At 66.1% G+C, this 19758-nt stretch carries 23 protein-coding genes; 12 read left to right on the top strand and 11 right to left on the bottom strand.

Annotation, left to right across the window (positions count from 1 at the left end):
* Positions 1-564 (top strand): gamma carbonic anhydrase family protein, encoded by a 564-nt coding sequence (locus tag ACXJ16_RS12845; protein ID WP_324697513.1) that lies wholly within the window; start codon positions 1-3, stop codon positions 562-564.
* Complete coding sequence (locus tag ACXJ16_RS12840; RefSeq protein WP_463920781.1) at positions 564-845, top strand: DUF167 domain-containing protein; 282 nt, start codon at positions 564-566, stop codon at positions 843-845. Before ACXJ16_RS12845 ends, ACXJ16_RS12840 begins: the two co-directional genes overlap by 1 nt.
* A gap of 56 nt (positions 846-901) precedes the next feature.
* On the opposite strand, the gene ACXJ16_RS12835 is transcribed toward ACXJ16_RS12840, so the two are convergent.
* The 5 genes from ACXJ16_RS12835 to ACXJ16_RS12815 form a co-directional block, all read right to left on the bottom strand.
* A complete protein-coding gene (locus ACXJ16_RS12835) occupies positions 902-1258 on the bottom strand; it encodes a group II truncated hemoglobin (protein WP_324699098.1) in 357 nt (118 codons plus the stop codon).
* A 113-nt stretch (positions 1259-1371) separates the two neighbouring features.
* A complete protein-coding gene (locus ACXJ16_RS12830; protein ID WP_324697517.1) occupies positions 1372-2976 on the bottom strand; it encodes a cisplatin damage response ATP-dependent DNA ligase in 1605 nt (534 codons plus the stop codon).
* Positions 2977-3072: 96 nt separating this feature from the next.
* Complete coding sequence (locus ACXJ16_RS12825; RefSeq protein WP_324697519.1) at positions 3073-4077, bottom strand: ligase-associated DNA damage response exonuclease; 1005 nt, start codon at positions 4075-4077, stop codon at positions 3073-3075.
* Between the two features lie 82 nt (positions 4078-4159).
* Entirely contained in the window at positions 4160-6529 is a 2370-nt protein-coding gene (gene clpA / locus ACXJ16_RS12820) for an ATP-dependent Clp protease ATP-binding subunit ClpA (protein ID WP_132468621.1), read from the bottom strand.
* Positions 6530-6675: 146 nt separating this feature from the next.
* Positions 6676-6909: a DUF1192 domain-containing protein gene (locus tag ACXJ16_RS12815; RefSeq protein WP_054442032.1), complete on the bottom strand. Its 234-nt coding sequence runs from the start codon at positions 6907-6909 to the stop codon at positions 6676-6678.
* 89 nt (positions 6910-6998) lie between these two features.
* Here ACXJ16_RS12815 and ACXJ16_RS12810 point away from each other — a divergent pair, with 89 nt between their 5' ends.
* On the top strand, positions 6999-8000 hold the full coding sequence (locus ACXJ16_RS12810) for an NAD(P)H-quinone oxidoreductase (protein ID WP_463920780.1): 1002 nt from the start codon (positions 6999-7001) through the stop codon (positions 7998-8000).
* 153 nt (positions 8001-8153) lie between these two features.
* Positions 8154-8861, top strand: coding sequence for a DUF1013 domain-containing protein (locus ACXJ16_RS12805; protein WP_054442031.1), 708 nt, complete (start codon positions 8154-8156; stop codon positions 8859-8861).
* A gap of 163 nt (positions 8862-9024) precedes the next feature.
* Here the strand turns inward: ACXJ16_RS12805 and ACXJ16_RS12800 are convergent, their stop codons facing one another.
* The gene (locus tag ACXJ16_RS12800) at positions 9025-9444 is read right to left on the bottom strand and encodes a hypothetical protein (protein ID WP_463920779.1); all 420 of its coding nucleotides are present in this window, start codon (positions 9442-9444) and stop codon (positions 9025-9027) included.
* Between the two features lie 233 nt (positions 9445-9677).
* On the opposite strand from ACXJ16_RS12800, the gene ACXJ16_RS12795 reads away from it, so the two are divergent.
* From ACXJ16_RS12795 to ACXJ16_RS12785, 3 genes are all read left to right on the top strand, one after another.
* Entirely contained in the window at positions 9678-10685 is a 1008-nt protein-coding gene (locus tag ACXJ16_RS12795; RefSeq protein ID WP_185998319.1) for an adenosine kinase, read from the top strand.
* A 130-nt stretch (positions 10686-10815) separates the two neighbouring features.
* Positions 10816-11352, top strand: coding sequence for a 3'-5' exonuclease (locus ACXJ16_RS12790; protein ID WP_054442030.1), 537 nt, complete (start codon positions 10816-10818; stop codon positions 11350-11352).
* Complete coding sequence (locus ACXJ16_RS12785) at positions 11349-11765, top strand: hypothetical protein (protein WP_243692582.1); 417 nt, start codon at positions 11349-11351, stop codon at positions 11763-11765. Before ACXJ16_RS12790 ends, ACXJ16_RS12785 begins: the two co-directional genes overlap by 4 nt.
* On the opposite strand, the gene ACXJ16_RS12780 is transcribed toward ACXJ16_RS12785, so the two are convergent.
* Together ACXJ16_RS12780 and purD are read right to left on the bottom strand one after the other, a co-directional pair.
* On the bottom strand, positions 11755-12345 hold the full coding sequence (locus ACXJ16_RS12780; protein ID WP_185998318.1) for a hypothetical protein: 591 nt from the start codon (positions 12343-12345) through the stop codon (positions 11755-11757). The two genes, ACXJ16_RS12785 and ACXJ16_RS12780, sit on opposite strands and share 11 nt — an antisense overlap.
* Entirely contained in the window at positions 12335-13621 is a 1287-nt protein-coding gene (gene purD, locus ACXJ16_RS12775) for a phosphoribosylamine--glycine ligase (protein WP_324697529.1), read from the bottom strand. Before purD ends, ACXJ16_RS12780 begins: the two co-directional genes overlap by 11 nt.
* Positions 13622-13626: 5 nt before the next feature.
* On the opposite strand from purD, the gene xseA reads away from it, so the two are divergent.
* The 4 genes from xseA (at position 13627) to ACXJ16_RS12755 (ending at position 17327) form a co-directional block, all read left to right on the top strand.
* Entirely contained in the window at positions 13627-15144 is a 1518-nt protein-coding gene (gene xseA / locus ACXJ16_RS12770; RefSeq protein WP_324697531.1) for an exodeoxyribonuclease VII large subunit, read from the top strand.
* A 27-nt stretch (positions 15145-15171) separates the two neighbouring features.
* Positions 15172-15375, top strand: coding sequence for a DUF2093 domain-containing protein (locus tag ACXJ16_RS12765; RefSeq protein WP_185998315.1), 204 nt, complete (start codon positions 15172-15174; stop codon positions 15373-15375).
* Positions 15372-16247, top strand: coding sequence for a M23 family metallopeptidase (locus ACXJ16_RS12760; RefSeq protein WP_324697534.1), 876 nt, complete (start codon positions 15372-15374; stop codon positions 16245-16247). Before ACXJ16_RS12765 ends, ACXJ16_RS12760 begins: the two co-directional genes overlap by 4 nt.
* Before the next feature lie 78 nt (positions 16248-16325).
* Positions 16326-17327: an esterase-like activity of phytase family protein gene (locus tag ACXJ16_RS12755; RefSeq protein WP_324697536.1), complete on the top strand. Its 1002-nt coding sequence runs from the start codon at positions 16326-16328 to the stop codon at positions 17325-17327.
* A gap of 145 nt (positions 17328-17472) precedes the next feature.
* On the opposite strand, the gene rpmB is transcribed toward ACXJ16_RS12755, so the two are convergent.
* Positions 17473-17760, bottom strand: a complete 288-nt coding sequence (gene rpmB, locus ACXJ16_RS12750) for a 50S ribosomal protein L28 (protein ID WP_054442023.1) — start codon at positions 17758-17760, stop codon at positions 17473-17475.
* A gap of 114 nt (positions 17761-17874) precedes the next feature.
* On the opposite strand from rpmB, the gene ACXJ16_RS12745 reads away from it, so the two are divergent.
* Entirely contained in the window at positions 17875-18330 is a 456-nt protein-coding gene (locus ACXJ16_RS12745) for a nucleoside deaminase (protein ID WP_324697539.1), read from the top strand.
* Between the two features lie 3 nt (positions 18331-18333).
* Here ACXJ16_RS12745 and ACXJ16_RS12740 read toward each other — a convergent pair whose 3' ends face one another.
* The gene (locus ACXJ16_RS12740; RefSeq protein ID WP_324697541.1) at positions 18334-18729 is read right to left on the bottom strand and encodes a hypothetical protein; all 396 of its coding nucleotides are present in this window, start codon (positions 18727-18729) and stop codon (positions 18334-18336) included.
* An 86-nt stretch (positions 18730-18815) separates the two neighbouring features.
* Entirely contained in the window at positions 18816-19676 is an 861-nt protein-coding gene (nadC, locus tag ACXJ16_RS12735) for a carboxylating nicotinate-nucleotide diphosphorylase (protein ID WP_054442020.1), read from the bottom strand.
* Positions 19677-19758: the final 82 nt, after the last annotated feature.

Below are 19758 nucleotides of genomic sequence, written 5' to 3'. Positions count from 1 at the left end.
ATGATTCAGAACCGAACCGATATCACCGTGGCCGCCATCCACGGCAAGGCGCCCCGGATTCATTCGAGCGCCTTCATCGCCCCCGGCTGCCGTATCATCGGCGATGTCGAGATCGGGCCGGATGTCAGCATCTGGTACAACTGCGTGATCCGCGCCGACGTCAATCGCGTCGTGATCGGCGCGCGGACCAATGTGCAGGACGGCACCGTGATTCATTGCGACAGCCCCAAGCCCAGCCGGCCGGAAGGCTATGCGACGCTCATCGGGGAAGACGTGCTGATCGGGCACATGGCGATGATTCACGGCTCTACGCTGGAAGACCGCGCCTTCGTCGGCCTCGGCGCGATCGTGATGGACGGCAGCCATATCGAATCCGATGGCATGCTGGCGGCGGGTGCGCAGCTTACCGGCAAGCGCATCGGTGCAAGACAGCTCTGGATGGGGCGACCGGCGAAGTACCTGCGCGACCTCGATGACGATGCCATCGCGGCCAATCAAGCCGGTGTGAAAGGCTATGTCGTGAATGGCCGTCTCCATGCCGAGGCGCTGGGTCTGGAAGGCTGATGGCCAAGCCGAAGGCCATGTTGCCGCCGGCAGAGGCCGTGCGCGCCCTGATCGATTCCGAACAAAGGCTGGCAGTGCGCGTCACGCCCGGCGCGAAAGTGGAAACGCTGGAGATCGTCGACGGCCGCGTTCTGGTGAAAGTGCGGGCCAAGCCGGAAGACGGCAAGGCGAACGAGGCGGTGCGCACACTGCTGGCCGCTGCCCTGGATCTCGCGCCGTCACGGCTGGAATTGTTGCGCGGCGCAACTTCGCGCGATAAGCAGTTCCACGTGGAACGTTGACGGAGGCAGGGCGGCGGCCCTGCCGATCGCCGTGGCGCGCGGCGAAGCCGGGCAGTCTATCGCGCCATTCCCCGGGCCATCCGGGTCAGCACATCGGTCATGGCCTGCGCGATGTTGGCAGGTTCGGGTGCGACCTCGGCAATGGCGCGGGCCATCGCTTCCGCCCATTGTTCGGCCGTCATGCGATCGATGGGAAAGTCCTTGTGCAGGCTCATCATGCATTTGCCGGGATTGGCCTCGAACCAGTCACGCGGGCCGCCCGCCCAACCGGCGAGGAAGCGGGGCAGTGAGCGGCGCATCGGTTCGAGGTCTTCGGCATGCATCGCCCGAAGTTCGGCATAGGCCGGGTTCTGCTCCATCAGGTCGTAGAAACGATTGGCGATTGCCTCGAATACGGGCGCGCCGCCGATCATGTCGTGCGGGGTAGCGGGGGCTTCGGTCTGGGTCGTCACGGGCAAAACTCCGGGCGCGGAAAGGAGAGCATCCCCGCTCTAGCCGATCTGTTCCACGTGGAACTTGATCCCGGTCAATCCCGGATCATGGCCTTCAGGGTCTCAATCCGGTCCGCCTCATGGGCCGGCTTGTCCATGCGGATACGGTGAATGCGGGGGAAGCGCATGGCGAGGCCGGACTTGTGCCGCTTGCTGAGATGAACCGAATCGAAGGCCACTTCCAGCACCAGCGACTTGTCCGTCTCGCGCACCGGGCCGAAGCGATTGACGGTGTGGTTGCGGACGTGGCGGTCCAGCCATTTCAATTCCTCGTCCGTGAAGCCGAAGTAGGCCTTGCCGACCGGGAGCAGTTCCGCGCCGCCATTCGCGATATCGTCCGGGTCGCCGTCCCAGCAGCCGAAGGTGTAGTCGGAATAGAAGGACGAACGCTTTCCGCTGCCGCGCTGGGCGTACATCAGCACGCAGTCGATCAGCAGGGGATCGCGCTTCCACTTGTACCAGAGGCCGGTCTTGCGGCCGGCGACATAGGGACTGTCGCGGCGCTTGAGCATCAGCCCCTCGATCGCGTCGTCCCGTGCACGTTCGCGAATGGCGGCGAGTTCGGCGAAGTCGCTCGCGGGGATCACGGTGCTGAGATCGAAGTGCGCGGGATCGAGCCCGGGAACGAGCGCCTCCAGGCGCTCCCGCCGCACTCGCCAGGGAAGCGCGCGCAGGTCTTCGCCTTCGATGATGAGAGCATCATAGAGCCTCACGAATGCCGGATATTCCGCCAGCATCTTCCTGGACACCAGCTTGCGGCCGAGCCGCTGCTGAAGCGCGTTGAAGCTGGCGGCGCCGCCTTCCTCGCCGCCCTGGTGCATGCCGCGCACCAGCAGTTCGCCATCAAGCGCCGCGTCGATATGGAGTGCTGCGGCAATCTCGGGGAAGGTGCCGGAAATATCGTCGCCCGAGCGGGAGTAGACCCGCGTTTCCCCGGCAACGCGAACGACCTGCACGCGAATGCCATCCCACTTCCACTCGGCCGCATAGTCGGCAAGATCGAGCTCGGTATCCTCCAGCGGATGCGCCAGCATGAAGGGGCGGAACAGGGGCAGGTCTTCGGATGAGGGGGGCTCGGCGCCGTGGGCGGCCCAGTCGAACAGGGCGGCATAAGGAGGCTGCTGGCCGTGCCAGTGCTCCTCCACATCGTCTACGGGAACATCGAAAGCCTGCGCGAACGCGGTCTTGGCCAGTCGGGCCGAGATGCCGATCCGCATCGCGCCCGTGGCGAGCTTGAGCAGTGCATAGCGTCCTTCCGCATCGAGCCGGTCCAGCAGGCGCGGCAGTTCGGCCATGACATTGGCGCGGGTCATGCGGGAGAGGGCGTCCACGGCCTGGGTAACGGTCGGCGGATCGGGCGGGCTCTCGGGCCCGGGCCAGAGCAGGCTGGCAGTCTCGGCGGAATCGCCGACGTAATCCCGGCTCAGCGTCCAGAGGATCGGGTCGATCCGCTCGCCCATGAGGTTGCGGATCGTCGAGCTCTTCACGGCGGGAAAATCGAGCCCGTCCGTCAGCGCGGCCAGCGCCCATCCGCGATCGGGGTCAGGCGTATCATGCAGGTAGTCGGCCAGGAGCTTGAGCTTGGCGTTCCGGCTGCGGGTATAGACCAGAGCGTCCAGAAGGGCGGCGAAGCGTTCCATCAGGGACAGGCAAAGCCGGACCGGCAGGGGCGCGGCTGCACGCTGACGGCGCGCTTTCCGGTTGCCGCGGGTTTGTGCGTCTTTGCGCGAATCCTCTCAATCATCTTCATCCTCGTATCCCACCAGCGCCAGCGCCCGCGCGGTTCGCTGATTCAACTGGCACCAGCGCAGCATCGCTTCCTCGCGCCCATGCGTGATCCAGGTCTCGGCAGGATTCACGTCGATCACGGTTTGAGTCAGTTCGTCCCAATCCGCATGATCGGAAATCACCAGCGGCAGTTCGACCATCCGCTGCCGGGCGCGCTGGCGCACCCGCATCCAGCCCGAGGCCATGGCGGTGATCGGATCGGGGAGGCGGCGGCTCCAGCGGTCGTTGAGGGCGGAAGGCGGCGCGATGACCACACTTCCGGCGAGGTCCGACTTCGTGACGTCACTCACCATCCGCAGTTCGCCGAGATCGACGCCGAGTTCCTCGTAAAGCCGGCACATCCGCTCCATCGCGCCATGCAGGTAGATGGCGTCATGATGTCCTGCGCGGCGCAGTTCGGCGATCAGGCGCTGCGCCTTGCCGAGGGCATAGGCACCGACCAGCACGCAGCGCTGCGGATTGACGGCGAGGGCGGAGAGCAGTCTGGCGATCTCGTGCTCGACGGGGGGGTGGCGGAATACGGGAAGGCCGAAGGTGGCTTCGGTGATGAGGACATCGCAGGGCGTCACTTCGAAGGGCGGGCAGGTGGGATCGGCGCGGCGCTTGAAATCGCCGGTCACGATGATGCGCTCGCCGGCATGTTCGAGGAGAATCTGTGCGGAGCCCAGGACGTGCCCGGCAGGGATGTAAGTGGCGGATACGCCGCCGGCGAGCTTCAGCGTCTCATGATAGGCGACCGGCACGGCGCCCTCGGAAGTTGCGTAGCGCAACTTCATGATGGCGAGCGTTTCCGGCGTGGCGACCGTTTCGCCGTGCCCGCCGCGCGCATGGTCAGAGTGGCCGTGAGTCACCAGTGCCCGCGCCACCGGGCGGGCGGGATCGATCCAGCAATCGGCGGGGACGACGTGGATTCCCCAGGGCTCAGGTCGGATCCAGGAGAAATCGCGAGGCATGTGAGCAAAATGGGGCAGGAACCCTGTGGTTCCCGCCCCATTTCCTGATCGTCGATCCTGCTGGCCCGCGGGGGCCGTGCGATCAGTCGTCCGCGTTGGCTTCCGACTGGGGACCGGGCTTCTTGGCCGACTTCTTTGCGGCCGGGGCCTTCTTGCCCTTGACCACCTTGGGCGCGGCGGGCGTCAGTTCGAAGTTCAGCGCGTCTTCCTTGACGGAGACGTGAACCTCGCCGCCCTGCGCCAGCTTGCCGAACAGCAGTTCTTCCGCCAGCGGCTGCTTGACCTTCTCCTGAATGACGCGCGACATCGGGCGGGCACCGTAGAGCTTGTCATAGCCGCGGTGGCCGAGCCATTCGCGCGCATCGGAGTCGAACTGGATGTGGACGTTCTGGTCGGCCAGCTGGAGTTCGAGCTGGAGAATGAACTTGTCCACGACCCGGCTGATCGTTTCCTTGCCGAGATAGGCGAAGGGCACGATGGCATCGAGACGGTTGCGGAATTCCGGGGTGAAGAGCTGCTTCACCGCTTCCTCGCCGGCATCCGCCTTGGAAACGTCGCCGAAACCGATGCCTGACTTGGCCATGTCCGATGCGCCCGCGTTCGTGGTCATGATGAGCACGATATTGCGGAAGTCCACGGTCTTGCCGTGGTGGTCGGTCAGGCGGCCGTTGTCCATCACCTGCAGCAGGATGTTGAACAGGTCGGGGTGTGCCTTTTCGATTTCGTCGAGAAGCAGGACCGCATGCGGCTGCTGGTCGACGGCATCGGTGAGCAACCCGCCCTGATCGAACCCGACATAGCCCGGAGGCGCGCCGATCAGGCGGCTGACCGAGTGACGCTCCATGTATTCGGACATGTCGAAGCGCTGCATCGGAATGCCCATGACCGCGGCGAGCTGCTTGGCCACTTCAGTCTTGCCGACGCCGGTAGGGCCGGAGAACAGGAACGAGCCGATCGGCTTGTCCGGATCGCGAAGCCCCGCACGGCTCAGCTTCATCGCGGTGGAAAGCACCCCGATCGCCTTGTCCTGGCCGAACACCACGCGCTTCAGGTCGCGTTCGAGATTCTCGAGCGCCTTCTTGTCGTCCGAGCTGACCGACTTGGGCGGGATGCGCGCCATCGTGGCGATCACCTGCTCGATCTCGCGGGCGGTGATCGTCTTCTTGCGGCGGCTGGGGGGCACCAGCATCTGCATCGCGCCCACTTCGTCGATCACGTCGATCGCCTTGTCGGGCAGCTTGCGATCATTGATGTAGCGCGCCGAAAGCTCGACCGCGGTCTTGATCGCGTCCGGCGTGTACTTGACCTTGTGGTGTTCCTCGAACGCGGTACGCAGGCCGCGCAGGATCTTGATCGTGTCTTCCACGGTGGGTTCGTTCACGTCGATCTTCTGGAACCGGCGCAGCAGGGCGCGGTCCTTCTCGAAGTGGTTGCGGAACTCCTTGTAGGTGGTCGAACCGATGCAGCGGATCGTCCCGCCCGACAGCGCGGGCTTGAGCAGGTTCGAGGCATCCATCGCGCCGCCGCTGGTGGCGCCGGCGCCGATCACCGTGTGGATCTCGTCGATGAACAGGATCGCGTGCGGCATCTTCTCCAGTTCGGAGACGACCTGCTTCAGGCGTTCCTCGAAGTCGCCGCGATAGCGGGTGCCGGCCAGCAGGCTGCCCATGTCGAGCGAGTAGATCACCGCTTCGGCCAGGACTTCGGGCACTTCGCCTTCGACGATCTTGCGCGCCAGACCTTCGGCGATGGCGGTCTTGCCGACGCCGGGATCGCCCACATAGAGCGGGTTGTTCTTCGAACGGCGGCAGAGGATCTGGATCGTGCGGTCCACTTCGGGGCCGCGGCCGATCAGCGGGTCGACCTTGCCCAGCAGCGCCTTCTCGTTGAGATTGACGGTGAACTGGTCGAGCGCCGAATCCTTCTTGCTGGCGTTCTTGGCCTCGGCCTTTTCCTCGGGCGTGGGGGCGTGTTCCTCGTTGCCCTTGGAGCTGCGGTCTTCCACGCGCTTGCCGCCCTTGCCGATGCCGTGGCTGATGTAGCTGACGGCGTCGAGGCGGCTCATGTCCTGCTGCTGCAGGAAGTAGACGGCGTAGGAATCGCGTTCGGAGAACAGCGCGACCAGCACGTTGGCGCCGGTGACGGTATCCTTGCCAGAGGACTGGACGTGCAGGATCGCGCGCTGGATCACGCGCTGGAAGCCTGCCGTGGGGGCGGGATCGCCCTTTTCCTCGGTCTTGAGCGACTGGTATTCCTGGTCGAGGTACTGGCGCACCACGTCACCGAGGTCGCCAAGGTCCACGCCACATGCCTGCATGACCTGTGCCGCGTCCGGATCGTCGATCAGGGCGAGCAGCAGGTGCTCTAGCGTGGCGTACTCATGGCTGCGCTCGGAAGCGTGCGACAGGGCCGAGTGCAGTGTCTTTTCCAGGCTTTGCGCGAAACTTGGCATCTAGAAGACTTTCATTTGGGAGGGAGACTCTCCTTGCGGGGGAGTTTTGATAGGGCTTCGTTTCAACTCATATATAGGGTCGCTCAGGAGGGTTGCGAGGTTGACGTGAAAGGTAAGGTCCGGGATCGGGCCCAGTGTGACGACGATCATGATTGCTTCGGCCTGAACAGGGCATCCGCGGCGCGCATGTGCGCGGCCGATTTCTGCCGGTGAGCCTTGATGCGTTCGATTTCTGCTTCGAGAAGCGTGACGCGTGCGTCGAGTTCGTCCAGCGAAAAGCGATCTAGGCTTTCGCTGGCGAGAAGGCTGGCGGCACCAAGTTCAGCCCTTCCGGGGTTGTTCTCGGATGACCACCGCCGCGGTCGATCGTCGTCGTCCATTGCAATGCAGCATCGGACTGTACTTCGGCACTGTCAATGGCCAGAAATTATGTTCCACTTCAAAGTGGGACTGTGGCAACAGGATGATCATGTTAGCCAACCTACCCAGTACGATGACCGCGATCGGCTTCGAAGCGCCCGGCGGTCCCGAGGTTCTCCGGCCCGTGACCGTGCCCGTTCCGTCGCCCGGTTCCGGCGAGGTTCTCGTCAAGGTTGCCTTTGCCGGCGTCAATCGTCCGGACGTGGTGCAGCGACAGGGCAAGTATCCGCCGCCGCCCGGCGCATCGCCGCTGCCGGGGCTGGAAATCTCGGGCCGGATCGCCGCGCTGGGCGAAGGCGTGAGCGAATTCGTGCCGGGGCAGGCCGTCTGCGCACTGGTGGCGGGCGGCGGTTATGCCGAATATTGCATCGCCAAGGTGGGCGCCTGCCTCCCGGTGCCCGAATCGCTTTCTCTCGCTGAGGCGGCGGCCTTGCCCGAGACCCTGTTTACCGTGTGGCACAACGTGTTCGAACGCGGCTGGGCGCGGGAAGGGGAGACCATCCTCATCCATGGCGGCACCAGCGGCATCGGCACCATGGCAACCATGCTGTGCCGCCAGTTCGGCCTTACCGTGATCGTGACCTGCGGTTCGCCCGCCAAGTGCGCCCGCGCGCTGGAGATCGGCGCCGACCATGCGATCGACTACAAGAACGCCGATTTCGTCGAGGAAGTCGCCCGGATCACCGGGGGCAGGGGCGTGGACCTCGTGCTGGACATGATCGCGGGAGATTACGTCTCGCGCAATCTGAAGTGCCTTGCGCCCGATGGCCGGCATGTCACCATTGCCGTGCAGGGCGGCGCGAAGGCGGAAATCAACATGGCCGTCGTCATGAGCCGCCGGTACACGCTGACCGGATCGACGCTGCGTCCGCGCACGGATTCGTTCAAGGCGCTGCTCGCCCAGGAGATTCGCGCCAATGCCTGGCCGCTGGTCGAGGATGGGGTGCTGCGCCCGGTCATGGACACCCGATTCCCGCTCGCCGAGGCCGCTGCGGCCCATGCGCGGATGGAGGCGGGCGACCACGTTGGAAAGATCGTGCTCGAAGTCTGATCGGGTCCGGGACGAATCGCAGCAGCGGCAAGCAGAACAGAGTTGCCGAAAGCTAGGCTTTTGCTTGCCGAATGGACAAAGTTTCCCTAAATCGGCTCTGTACGGCCGCTCCGCGAAGGGGCGGCCCTTATTGTTTCCGCCGGAGATAGAGACATGAGCCAGCCCACTCCGCTGATGCCGCACGCGACCGCCTCGTGGCTGGTCGATACCACTGCGTTGACCTTCGAGCAGATCGCAGAGTTCTGCGGCCTGCACATGCTCGAAGTTCAGGCGATGGCCGATGACCTGGCATCCAGCAAGTATACCGGACGCGATCCCGTGCGTTCGGGCGAACTGACCATGGAAGAGATCGAGAAGGGCCAGGCAAACCCGGAGTACAAGCTCCGTATGCACAAGGTTCCGGTCACCTCCAGCCGTACCAAGGGCCCGCGCTACACGCCGGTGTCCAAGCGTCAGGACAAGCCCGACGGCATCGCATGGATCCTGCGCAACCACCCCGAGGTTTCGGATGCGCAGATCGGCAAGCTGATCGGCACCACCCGCAACACGATCGCCGCGATCCGCGACCGTTCGCACTGGAACATTGCCAACATCACGCCGAAGGACCCGGTCACGCTGGGCCTCTGTTCGCAGCGTGAACTCGACTTCATCGTCTTCAAGGCCGCCAAGAAGGCCGGCATCCAGGACGATGGCCAGAGCGACGAACGTCTGACCGACGATCGCGACGCCCTGATCGAGGAACTGCGCGCTGAACGCGAAGCCGCCTCGCGCGCGGCCAGCGAAGCCGCTCAGGAAGCCGAAGTCGCCGCCTGGCTCGAAGCCAAGCGCGCTGCCGAGGCTGCCGGAGAAACCGGCGAGTAACCCGGCACCCGGATCAGGGAATAGCGGATCGCCCCGATCCGCCGTTCCCTTCCGCCGGAACACGAAAACGCCCGCGAGCAGGCTTGCTGCTCGCGGGCGTTTTCGCATGTGCGCGGTGCGCGGTGCGCTTTCGCGTATCCCGGATTCCCGGGCAACCTGCCGGTCAGGGCTTGCGCAGCGCGGCGATGCAGGCGGCGCGGTCAACGTCCTGCCCGTCGGAAGAACGGCGGGCATCGATATAAGTGGCGACCGGCTCCTTCGAACTGGTCGAGGGGTAAAGGAAGATGTCCAGCAGGCAGGCGTTCCCGGTGAACTGCAGTTTGCGGGCATCGCCTTCCCATACGTTGAGACGGGGCTGGCCGAACATGCGCACGAGCTGGCCCTCGTTCGATCCGATCACGCCTTCGACGCCGGGGATGGTCTGGATGCTGGGATTGCGCGCGGTATGCGAGGGCTGGCGAACCGCGGGGATACGGCTGCCGCGCTGGGACGGGGCGGTCGGCGTGCTGGAAACTCCGCCCGAAGTGCTCGAACAGGCGGCCAGCAATGCGGCCATCGCAGCGGCGGCAAGAGGGCCGCGCATTGCCGGCCACCGGGGCGCGGGCCTCTGAAGCACGAACCACCGAAGCGCGGCGGGGCGAGAAACGGAACGGCGAAAAGCGGGAAGGGAGGCCCGGGCCTGGCTCTGGTCGATCATGGTCACGCCCGGCATCGCGCGGCGTTCCGAAGCTGTCAACTGCCGCCACGCTTGCGAAGCGGCGGGCTGCACGCTACTCGCGACCTGACTTCCAGACAATTCCAAGGACTCTTTTCCGCATGGCCCAATCCCCCGTGCCGCCCAGCCTCGACGTGATTGCCATCGGCAACGCCATCATCGACGTCATCGCCAACTGCGAGGACTCGCTGATCGAGGAACTCGGCCTTTCGCGCGGCGGCATGATGCTGATCGACGCCGACCAGGCGAAGAGCCTCTACGACGCCATGGGCCCCGCCCGCGAGATTTCGGGCGGTTCCGCCGCCAACACGCTGGCCGGTCTTGCCGCGCTCGGCGCGCGGTGCGCTTTCATCGGCCAGGTCGCCGAAGACCAGCTCGGCGAAGTGTTCACGCATGACATCCGCGCCGGCGGCATCGCCTTCGACGTTCCGGCCCGCCCCGGCAACCCGCCGACGGCGCGCTGCCTGATCTTCGTCACGCCCGACGGCCAGCGCACGATGAACACCTTCCTCGGCGCATCCCACTACCTTCCCGCAGAAGCGCTGGACGAAAGCGCCATCGCCAGCGCGGCCGTGCTGTACCTCGAAGGCTACCTCTGGGACCCGGAAGAACCGCGCGCGGCCATGCGCAAGGCGATCGAGGCTGCCCGTTCGGCAGGCCGGAAGATCGCCTTCACCCCTTCGGAATGCTTCGTGATCGACCGTCACCGCGCCGATTTCCTCGACCTGATCGAGACCGGCAAGATCGACGTGCTGTTCTGCAACGAACACGAGATGGCGGCGCTCGTCGGCCATGACGATTTCGAGAAGGCCGTTGCCGAACTGGCGCCGAAGATTCCGGTGCTGGTCGTCACGCGCGGTGCGGACGGCGCCGAGGCGTTCTCGGACGGCCAGCGCGCCAGGGTCGGCGCCGAGCCGATCGGGCGCGTGGTGGACACCACCGGCGCGGGCGATCTCTTCGCCGCCGGCTTCCTGTTCGGCCATGTGCGCGGAAAGAGCCTTGAGGAATGCCTCAAGTATGGCGCGATCTGCGCCTGCGAGATCATCTCGCACTACGGTGCCCGCCCCGAGGCGGACCTCCAGGCACTGATCGCCGAACGCGTCGGCTGATCCGGCCGGGCCGGCAGCGGCAGGAAAAGAGGGCTCCGTTCGCAAGGACGGAGCCCTCTTTGCGTCCGGCACGGCGTTGACGCGGCGCCTTTTGCGCGCGAGGCTGGCCTTTTCCCGATCAGGAGCACTCATGGCCCAGCACATACCGGCTCACGATCCACAGGGCGAACCGGCCCTCATCGACTTCGAGGCAAGCTGCCTGCCGGAGTACGGCCCGTCCTATCCCATCGAGGTGGCGGTGGCGCGGGTCGACGGGCAAAGCCGTGCTTGGCTGATAAGGCCCCTTCCGGTGTGGCGGACGTGGGACTGGTCGGAAGAGGCCGAGGCGCTGCACGGCATCAGCTTTGCCACTCTCGAATCGGAAGGGCTTCCGCCGGAGCAGGTGCTGTCCGAACTCATCGCCTTCGTGGGGGACCGGCAGGTCTATTCCGATGCCGATCTCGACCAGTACTGGCTGGAAATCCTGTGCCAGGGAATCGGAGAAAGCCTGCCGTTCCCGATCCGGTTCCTGGGGGAATGGATGGTCGGGCAGGGCGTTTCGCGCGAACAGGTCGACGCGGCGCTGGAAGAGGCCCGGATTCGCCTGCCGGCGGAACACCTTGCCCGCGAGGATGCCAAGCGCCTCGCGATGGTCGTCAAACTGCTGATGGAGAATGAACCGGCATGATCACCCGTGAAGCGACGATGCTGCGCGTCCATGTTCCCGTTACGCAGGAGACTCTTGCCGCCATGCTGGCGGGAGACGGCGAGGCGGCGGAGCGCGACCCGGTTCTCGCATCGATCCTGGCGACGATTCGCGAGGACAACCAGCTCGGAAATTTCGGCTTCTACAAGGGCGTGGTCGAGATGGGCCTGGGCTGGGAGAGCTTCGTGCCCGGGCAGGATGCGACGCCCACGGTCGGAGAATCCGGCAAGATCAGCCTTTCACCAACCGTGGTGGTCAAGGTCCACGCGCCCTGCCGCGCCGACGACCCGACGTTTCGCCAGGCGGTGGACCGCATCATGGCGATTCACCCGTGGGAAACGCCGGTAATCGAGATCGCCCCGCTGCGGCTCGTCTGCCGGGAGATCAGAAGGTAGTCGGCTGACCGGCCGGCGGGCCGTAGCCGTTCGCCCCGGACGGCGGGATCGACTGAGCGGGCGACTGGGCGGGCGGCTGGACTCCCGGCTGGTTGGACTGGAAGCGGGCAAGGCATTCGGCCTTGCGCTGTTCGCGCGCATCCGAATAGCTCTGCGCGGTCTGGCCGGGCAGGGCGCAATCGCGTTCCGGCCGGACGGGGACCTTGGCGCGGCAGCCGTCCTCGGTGGCGAAGAGATTGTCGGCACAATCCGCCAGCGCGGCCACGTCGGCGTCGTGCTGTGCGCGGCAGCTCGCGGTCCAGCGCTGCTTGTAGGACAGTTCCGCGAAGTTCAGGCAGTCCTGATATTCCTGCTGCGCGGCTTCCTGCCGGCGCGACTGTTCGGCCTGTTCGCGTTCCTGCGCCTTGGTCTGCGCGTCCTGCTGCTTCTGCCGGGCTTCCTGCTCGGCCAGCACGCGGGCTTCCTGCCGGGCGGCCTGTCCCGGCAGGAACACGCCGTAGTAATAGCCGACGCCGGCACCGGCGAGCAGCGCCGCTGCCGCCAGTGAGCCCTTCAGGAAGGTATCGACCTTACTTGCCATGAGCCTTCTCGCGCGCCACTTCGCGCCAGCCGATGTCGCGGCGGCAGAAGCCGGTGGGGAAATCGAGCGCATCGACGGCGGCATAGGCCTTGGCCTGCGCCTCGGAGACCGAAGCGGCCCGCGCCGTCACGTTGAGCACGCGGCCGCCGCTGGCGACGAGTGCGCCGTCCTTCAATTCGGTACCGGCGTGGAACACCTTGGCGCCGTTTGCCTCCGCCGCGGCGATACCGGCAATCGCGCCGCCCTTTTCAGGGGTGCCCGGATAGCCGTTCGCGGCCATCACCACGGTGAGCGCGGTATCCCGGCTGAAGCGCGGGGGTTCGATCGCGGCGAGGCGGTTGTCGGCGCAGGCGTGGAGCAGTTCCACCAGATCGGATTCGAGGCGCAGCATCATCACCTGGCACTCGGGATCGCCGAAGCGGCAATTGTACTCGATCAGCTTGGGGCCTTCGCGCGTCAGCATCACGCCCAGGAACAGCACGCCGGAATAGGGCGTGCCTTCGTTCTGCAGCGTGCGCACGGTCGGCGCGATGATGCGTTCGAGCACTTCGGCCTCGAGCTTGGGCGTCAGCACCGGGGCAGGGCTATAGGCGCCCATGCCGCCGGTATTGGGGCCGGTGTCGCCGTCGCCCACGCGCTTGTGGTCCTGCGCCGAGGCGAAGGGGACGATGGTGGAACCGTCGGTAAGCGCGAAGAAGCTGGCTTCCTCGCCTTCCATGAACTCCTCGATCACGGCCTCGGCGCCGGCTTCGCCGAAGCGGCCCGAGAAGATCTCGCGCACGGCGTCCTCGGCCTCGGCCATGGTCATGGCAACGGTCACGCCCTTGCCGGCGGCAAGACCGTCCGCCTTGATGACGACCGGGGCGCCGAACTTCGCCAGCGCGGCCATGGCGTCCGCCTCGTTGGAGACGCGGTCGTAACCGGCGGTGGGAATGCCCGCGCGTTCGCACAGGTCCTTGGTGAAGCCCTTCGAACCTTCGAGCTGGGCCGCCGCCTGGCTCGGACCGAACACCGAAAAGCCCTCGGCGCGCAGGGAATCTGCCAGACCGTCGACCAGCGGCGCTTCGGGGCCGATGACGACGAGGCCGACCACGTTCGTCTCGCAAAAGGCGATGACCGCCGCGTGATCGGTGACATCCAGCGAAATGCAGCTTGCGACTTCGGCGACGCCCGGGTTACCCGGCGCAGCCCATAGGGTCTCGCAAAGCGGGGATTGCGCCAGCTTCCAGGCCAGCGCATGTTCGCGGCCGCCAGAGCCCAGAAGAAGGATGTTCATTAGCCGTGCCTTTCGATGACGACGAATTCGATGATGGTCGTTCCGGGGGGCTGGTAGCGAAGCAAGCGGCCGGGGACAACGCTGCGCCGCTCTCGATCAGCGAGATTTCGAATCTGCTGAAGCGCACGGTGGAGGATCGTTTCGGTTTCGTGCGCCTGCGCGGAGAGCTTTCGGGCGTCAAGCGCGCGGCTTCGGGCCACCTCTATTGCGCTCTCAAGGACGACAAGGCGGTGATCGACGGCGTCATGTGGCGCGGCGGTGCGCAGCGGCTGGCGTTCCGGCCCGAAGACGGCATCGAGGTGATCGCCACCGGCAAGCTCACGACTTATCCCGGGCGTTCGAAATACCAGGTCGTCATCGAATCGATGGAGATCGCGGGCGAGGGCGCCTTGCTGGCGCTGCTCGAAAAGCTGCGCGCGCGGCTTGCCGCGGAAGGCCTCTTCGCGCCAGAGCGCAAGCGGGAACTGCCTTTCCTGCCCCGCGTGATCGGCGTCGTGACGTCACCCACCGGCGCGGTGATTCGCGATATCCTTCACCGCCTTGCCGATCGCTTCCCCAGCCACGTCCTCGTCTGGCCGGTACTGGTGCAGGGCGAAGGCTCGGCACAGCAGGTTGCCAATGCCGTGCGCGGTTTTTCGGCGATCCGTCCCGGCGGCCCGGTTCCGCGCCCCGATCTGGTGATCGTGGCGCGCGGCGGCGGTTCGATTGAGGACTTGTGGTCGTTCAACGAGGAAATCGTGGTTCGTGCCGTGGCCGAGTCGTCGATTCCCGTGATTTCGGCGGTCGGGCACGAAACCGACACCACGCTGTGCGACTATGCCGCCGATCGCCGCGCGCCCACGCCTACCGCTGCCGCCGAAATGGCGGTTCCGGTGCGCATGGAACTGGCCGCGACACTCGACGAACTGGCCTATCGCAAGCGCCGCTGCGCGCTGCGCCCGGTCACCTTGGGCCGCGAACGGCTGGAAGCCCGCGTCCAGCGCCTGCCCAGGCCCGAGGCGATCCTGGCCGCCAAGGCGCAGAAGCTTGACGAACTGTCCGAACGCCTGCGACGCGGGCTGCGTGACGAAGCGGGCCGCAAACGTGAACAGCTTGGCCGTACCGCCTCGCGCCTTTCGCTGCCCCTGCTGCGCCACCGGATGGAACGCAGCGAGGAGCGGCTGCTGCGCGTCGGCCTCACCCCGCGCCTGCTCACGCGCCGCTGGACCATGGCGCGCGACGGTCTGGCGCCGGTTTCCCGCGTGCTGCCGCAGCTCGATCCGAAGCGGCCGCTGGAGCGGGGCTACGTCCTTGCCAAGGGCCCGGACGGCCGCGCGCTGACCAGTCGGGAAGCGGCGTCGCGCGAATCGCTGCTGACGCTGGAATTCCGGGATGGCGAGCTTGTGGTCGCGGTGGGGGCCGAGGCGCCGCCCGCACCCCGCGCCGCAGCGGCACAACCTGCGGAACCTGCTGCCGAGGCGGCGGCGCCAAAGCGCCCGGTGCGACCGAAGGCGGACACTTCGAGGCAGGGCGATTTGTTTTGAACGGCGCGCTCTGCTAGGATTTCGCCCATGCTTATGTCTTCTGCCGACCGCCCCGCCAAGCTCGCCTACGGACCCAATGGATTCCGGGTGCTGAGCGGCGGACACTTCGTGCTCTGCGCCGTCACCGGCGAGAAGATCCCGCTTGAGGAACTGCGCTACTGGAGCGCTGAGTTCCAGGAGCCTTACGCCTCGGCGGAAATCGCGACCAAGCGCCTCACCGGAAAGGCATGACGGCGCGCAAGGCCCTCGGGGCATCGCTGATTCTCGCCGGCGTGGTGGCCGGGGGGGCTTTGCTCGCGTGGAATGGGCTGGCGGCGCAGCCGATTGCTCCCGTTGCCCCTGCTGCCGCGCTGACCTACGGCGGCGAATTGACCCAGGGCGGCTGGATGCGCGGCAAGGCGCCTGCGGGCACCACGGCCCTCGCGCTCAATGGACAGCCGGTGCAGGTGGCGCCGGACGGCGCATGGTTCGCCGCTTTTGACCGTGATGCCGGCACGATCGCCACGCTTACGGCCACGCTGGCCAATGGCCGCAGGATAACGCAGCCGGTCCCTGTCTCGCCCCGGGCCTGGCAGATCGAGAACATCAACATTCCCCGCAAGCCCGGCGGTGCGACCGAGGCCTTCATGGCGATCCGCCAGCCCGAGCTTGATCGCATCAATGCCGCCCGCGCGCTGCATACCGATGCGCAGGGGTGGCGCCAGCAATTCGTCTGGCCGGCGAAGGGGCGCATTTCCGGCCGGTTCGGTTCGCAGCGGGTCTATCGGGGTGAACCGGGGGCCTATCACTCCGGCCTCGACATCGCCACCGGCACCAGCGGAACGCCGTTCGTCGCCCCCGCCGACGGGGTGGTGATCCTTGCCGCCGAAAAGCCGTTCACGCTGGAAGGCAACCTGCTGATGCTGGACCACGGCATGGGGCTGAACAGCGCTTTCCTGCATTGCTCCGAGATTCTCGTGAAGCAGGGCGATCATGTCCGGCAAGGGCAGGTGATCGGCAGGATCGGCATGTCGGGCCGCGCCACGGGGCCGCACCTGCACTGGTCGATCAAGTGGAACGATGCCCGCCTTGATCCGATCCTGTTCACCGGCGCCATGAATTGACGCCTGCGTGACGGCGATTCCGGGGGAGGCGGCGCGAAAGCGGCTTGCGGCCTTCGCCGGAATGCTTATCCCGCCCTTGTGCGCCGCACCATTGCTCTCCTCGCCCTGCTGTCCTTGCTGCCCCTGACCTGGGGCCGTTCGCCGCATCATCCCAAATTCAAGACGTTCGAGCTGGCCTTCGTCCCGCTGGACCTGCCGCCCCCCGAACGGACCGGCCCCCGGCTGGGGCCGTTCGCGCTGGAGCAGGTGTGGCTGGCTCGCAGCCGCACGCATTCCTTCGGGAGCTACTCCTCGCTGCTGCTGCGGCCCGGGGGCATGATGTTGGCGCTCAGCGATTCGGGCGATTACCTCGAATTCCGGGCGCCCGGCGAATCGCAGGCGGACAGCCGGATCGGCGAGCTTGCCCTCTCCGCCCAGCCCGAGAAGGCCGATCGCGATGTCGAATCGGCCACCCAGGATGACAAGGGCACGATCTGGCTGGGGCTGGAGGGCCGAAACGCGATCTACCGCATGGGCGCGGACTACGGGATAGAGGCGAGGGTGCGTCCGCCGGTCATGGCCGATTGGGGCGTGAATTCAGGCCCCGAAGCGATGACGCGCCTGCAGGACGGGCGCTTCGTCCTGCTGCGCGAAGGTTATGTCGACTGGAGCGACCACCTGCACGAGGCGGCCCTGTTCGCCGGCGATCCCACGGCGAAGGGACCAAGGGGAGAATCGGCTGGCGAGGGGCAGGCATTCACGCTCGACGCGCCGACCGGATTCAGCCCTACCGACATGGTGCAGATGCCTGACGGCCGCCTGCTGATACTGATGCGCCGGTTGATCTGGCCGATGCCGCAGCGTTTTGCCGGGCGGATCGCGATCGGCGATCCCCGGACGATTCGCCCCGGCGGTGTCTGGAAGGTCCGCGAAGTGGCGCGGCTTTCGTCCGACCTGCCTATCGACAACTTCGAAGGAATCGCGATCGCCCCGCGGAAGGACGGCAGGCTGACCGTCTGGCTGATCTCGGACGACAATTTCTCGCCGCTACAGCGTACCTTGCTCTGGAAGCTGAGCGTCGATCCGGCCGATCTGCCCTGATCGCCGGCGGCCCGCTAAGGGCCTTTTCAGGGGTGGCCCGCTACGGGCCTTTTCAGGAATCCGGACATGCGAAAAGGCGCGCAAGCCGGGCTTGCACGCCTTTTCGCGAACCGTATCGTCACGCCCCCGGAAGGGAGCGCAAGGATCAGGCGGCGACCTGGATCTTCTTCAGTTCGCGCTTCACCTTGACGGCGCGCGGGCTGAGCTTCGTGTCCGAGGTCTTCAGCAGCCAGTTGTCGAGACCACCGTTGTGCTCGACCGAACGCAGGCCGTGGGTCGAGACGCGGAACTTGAAGCTGCGCTCAAGACCGTCCGACAGCAGCGTGACGTTCTGAAGGTTGGGAAGGAAGACGCGCTTGGTCTTGTTGTTGGCGTGGCTGACGTTGCAGCCGACCTGGCGGCCCTTGCCGGTCAGTTCGCAGATGCGGGACATGTCTACTCTCGCTCGAAAAAGTCTGTGGCCGTAAATACGGGAAGGCGCGCCCTTAGCGATTCCCCGGGTGAAGGTCAAGTTGCGCACAGCTTTTTGAAGGTCTAGCGCATTGCCATGACCCGCTGGCCCCTGCCCGAATACATGGAACTCGCTCTCGCGCAAGCCCGTGAAGCCGCCGATTCAGGCGAAGTGCCGATCGGTGCGGTGGTGGTGAAGGATGGAAAGGTGATCGCGGCAGGCCGCAACGGCCCGCGCGAACGCCACGATCCCACGAGTCACGCCGAGATCGAGGCGATTCGCGCCGCGGCGCTGGTTCTGGGCAACGAGCGGCTGGAAGGCTGCGAGCTGTGGGTCACGCTGGAGCCTTGCGCCATGTGCGCGGGGGCGATCGCCCATGCGCGAATCTCCCGGCTCTATTACGGGGCATCCGATCCCAAGGGCGGTGCGGTGGAACACGGCGCCCGCGTGTTCGAGCACGACCAGTGCCTGCACAAACCGGAAGTCTATTCGGGAATCGGCGAATCGGCGGCAGCGGAAATGCTGCGGCAATTCTTTCGGCAGCGGCGCTGATCGTCAGCTGAAGATGGTTTCGTTGTCCAGGACGATGCCCTTGCGCGCGAACCAGGCGCGAGAATCGGCGCGGAACAGGTTGACGACTGCGGTGACCTGAAGCGCAGTGACGGCCGCCATAAAGATCAGGTCCAGAGCGGAACCTGCGGCGAGGATCGGCAGTGTTGGAATCATGACGAGGAGGCCGATCGCGGTCAACACGGTCAGCACCCACTTCGCCGCGTTGTTGGCGCGGCGCGAAATCAGGAACCAGAGCAGTATCATCAAGGCCATGCTGAAAGCCTGGACGCCGAGAACGAATCCGACGCTGACGGCGGACAGGGTATCGCGGGCGGCCAGGAGCGCGTTGACCACGCCCAGAACCAGAGATCCGAGATAGAAGCGATCGAATTTCACCATGGAATATGGACGCACGGCAAGTTCCCCCCGGTTGCCTGTCGGACGCGAGGGAACATGCGAGGGTCCGGCTAATTGCGCAAGATCTTCTAAAGCGGCGTGAAGTCCAGCCCGATATCGGCAGCAGGAGCGCTCTGGGTGAGGCGGCCTACCGAGACGTAAGTCACGCCGGAGGCGGCAATCGCGCCGATGGTGGCCAGGTTAACGCCGCCCGACGCTTCCGTGGGCACGCGTCCGGCGACGAGCGCCACGGCTTCGCGCAGGATGTCCGGGCCCATGTTATCGAGCAGCAGGTGATGCGCACCGGCGGCGATGGCCGGTTCGATCTGGTCCAGGTGGTCCACCTCGCAGATGATCTGCGTGACGCCTGCGGCCTTGGCGCGTGCCACGGCCGGGCCGACGCCGCCCGCCACGAGGACGTGGTTGTCCTTTATCATAGCGGCGTCCCACAGGCCCATGCGGTGATTGCGGGCGCCGCCCATGCGGGTGGCGTACTTTTCGAGGTGGCGCAGGCCCGGGATGGTCTTGCGCGTGTCCAGCAGGGTTGCATGGCCGCACATGGCGTCGACGTATTCGCGGGTCATGGTCGCGATGCCGGACAGGTGCTGGACGGTATTGAGGGCGGACCGCTCTGCAGTCAGCATGGCGCGGGCATTGCCGGTGAGGCGCATGAGCTGCGAGCCCGGCTCGACCCGCGCGCCTTCCTCGACGAGAATCTCGATTTCCATCGCAGGGTCGAGCTTGCGGAAGAACGCCGCCGCGATCGGCAGGCCGGCGACGGTGATGGCATCGCGCGAATCCATCGCGCCGGAGAACCGGGCTTCGGCTTCGATCACGCTTTCCGACGTCACGTCGCGCCCGCCCCCTGGCAGGCCGACGCCGAGGTCTTCGGCCAGGGTTGCATCGACGAAGGCGGAAAGGTCGAAACCGGGGATCGCGAAAGTGCTCATGGCCGCGTCTTTTGCGCGTTCCGGCGGGAATGTCGAGATTGGGAGAGGGGGGCATCGGCGAAGAGGGCAAGAGAAAAGGGGC

The sequence above is a fragment of the Novosphingobium sp. TK71 genome (assembly GCF_055361505.1).
The sequence above is the reverse complement of the archived record's forward strand: the minus strand, read 5'-3'. Positions and strand labels throughout refer to the sequence as shown.